This window comes from Nocardiopsis sp. NPDC058631 (genome assembly GCF_042716955.1).
GTDB lineage: Bacteria > Actinomycetota > Actinomycetes > Streptosporangiales > Streptosporangiaceae > Nocardiopsis.
The window spans coordinates 1-1,219 of sequence record NZ_JBHXQY010000208.1; the positions used below are offsets into that span (position 1 = coordinate 1).

The 1,219-nt window shown below is 75.9% G+C and carries 1 pseudogene; it reads left to right on the forward strand.

The window, feature by feature from the left end:
- Positions 1 to 205: 205 nt before the first annotated feature.
- Positions 206 to 1,219 (forward strand): annotated as a pseudogene (locus ACFWTE_RS29985) (hypothetical protein); the annotation flags it as partial.

Genomic DNA, 1,219 nt, shown 5'->3' on the forward strand with positions numbered 1-1,219 from the left:
GCCGTCGTTGGGGGCGGCACCGCAAGGACGGCCACGCGATCCGGTGGCGGTGTGGCCGGGGCCGGACAGTTAGTTCAGGACAAAGCACGCATAAGGATCCATAAAACCGTGTGTACGGTTTTCCCCGAGCTATGACCGGATACCTTCCCTAGTGGCGGCGGGGCGGCCGCGCCGCCTCGGTCCGCGAACCCGTGGGAGGGGCGACTTGCCCGAGAGTACGTACCACCAGATCCACTTCGCCTGGGCCGAACCCACCCTCCTCGGCAGGGTCGGCCCCGGGCCGGCCTCCTCCTCCCTCCCCGAGTCCGAGCAGCCCGTGCTGCGCTCGTGGCGGGACCGGCTCGTCCCCGCGCTCACCGCCGACTACCGCTCCGCCCTGCCCGGGACCGACCCCGCCGACTACCCCGAGACCCTGTGGGCGCACGCCTACCCCGACGGCCAGGCCGCCCTGGTCTACCGGTGGCCCGGAGACGTCCGCTCCGCCCACGCCTGGGCGATCGTCGGCCCGGGGTACGGGCTGACCCTGCCGCGCATCCTGGCACTGCACGAGAACCCCAACACGCGGCCGGCCCAGCGCCGCCCGCCGGCCCCCGGCTGGGCCGCCATGGACACGCTTCCCGCCCCGGAGCCCTGGGAGCGGACCGCCGCCCCCGGGGCCGTGCGCACCCGCGACCGGCACGCGGCAGAGACCGCTGTCGACGGCGAACCACTCCTGGTCGGAGCGGTCGCCGCCGCCCTGGCACGGCCCGATCTGCCCGTCCACATCGCCCTGGCGCCGGAACGCGCCGATCTGTGGCAGGCGGTCCAGCTGCGCTTCCTGTGGGGGATGCACCGGGCGCTGCACGGCGTGCTCACCCCGCCCCGGGCCATCCCGGCGGCCGGGTGGAGCTGGTCGTTCTCCACCTACGACCCCGTGCTCGGCACCGCCGACGGTCAGCACCTGGCCTTCGGCCCGCCCACCGCCGAGGCCTCCTCGCCGTTCCTGAACCCGCCGTCCTCCGAGCACCGCAGGACCGCCGAGGGCCTGGTGACCGTCCTCCGCGAGGAGGGGGGAGACGCGCTCGCCGCCCACCTGGCCGAGCGGGGGATCCCCGACGCGCCCACCTTCGCCGACCGCCGCGACCTGCTCTCGGACTGGCTCGACCCGCGCCCCCGCCAGACCCCGGCCGACACCGCGGTCCAGGCCGGCGGCGGCCCCGGGGCCGAGCAGGCACCGGGC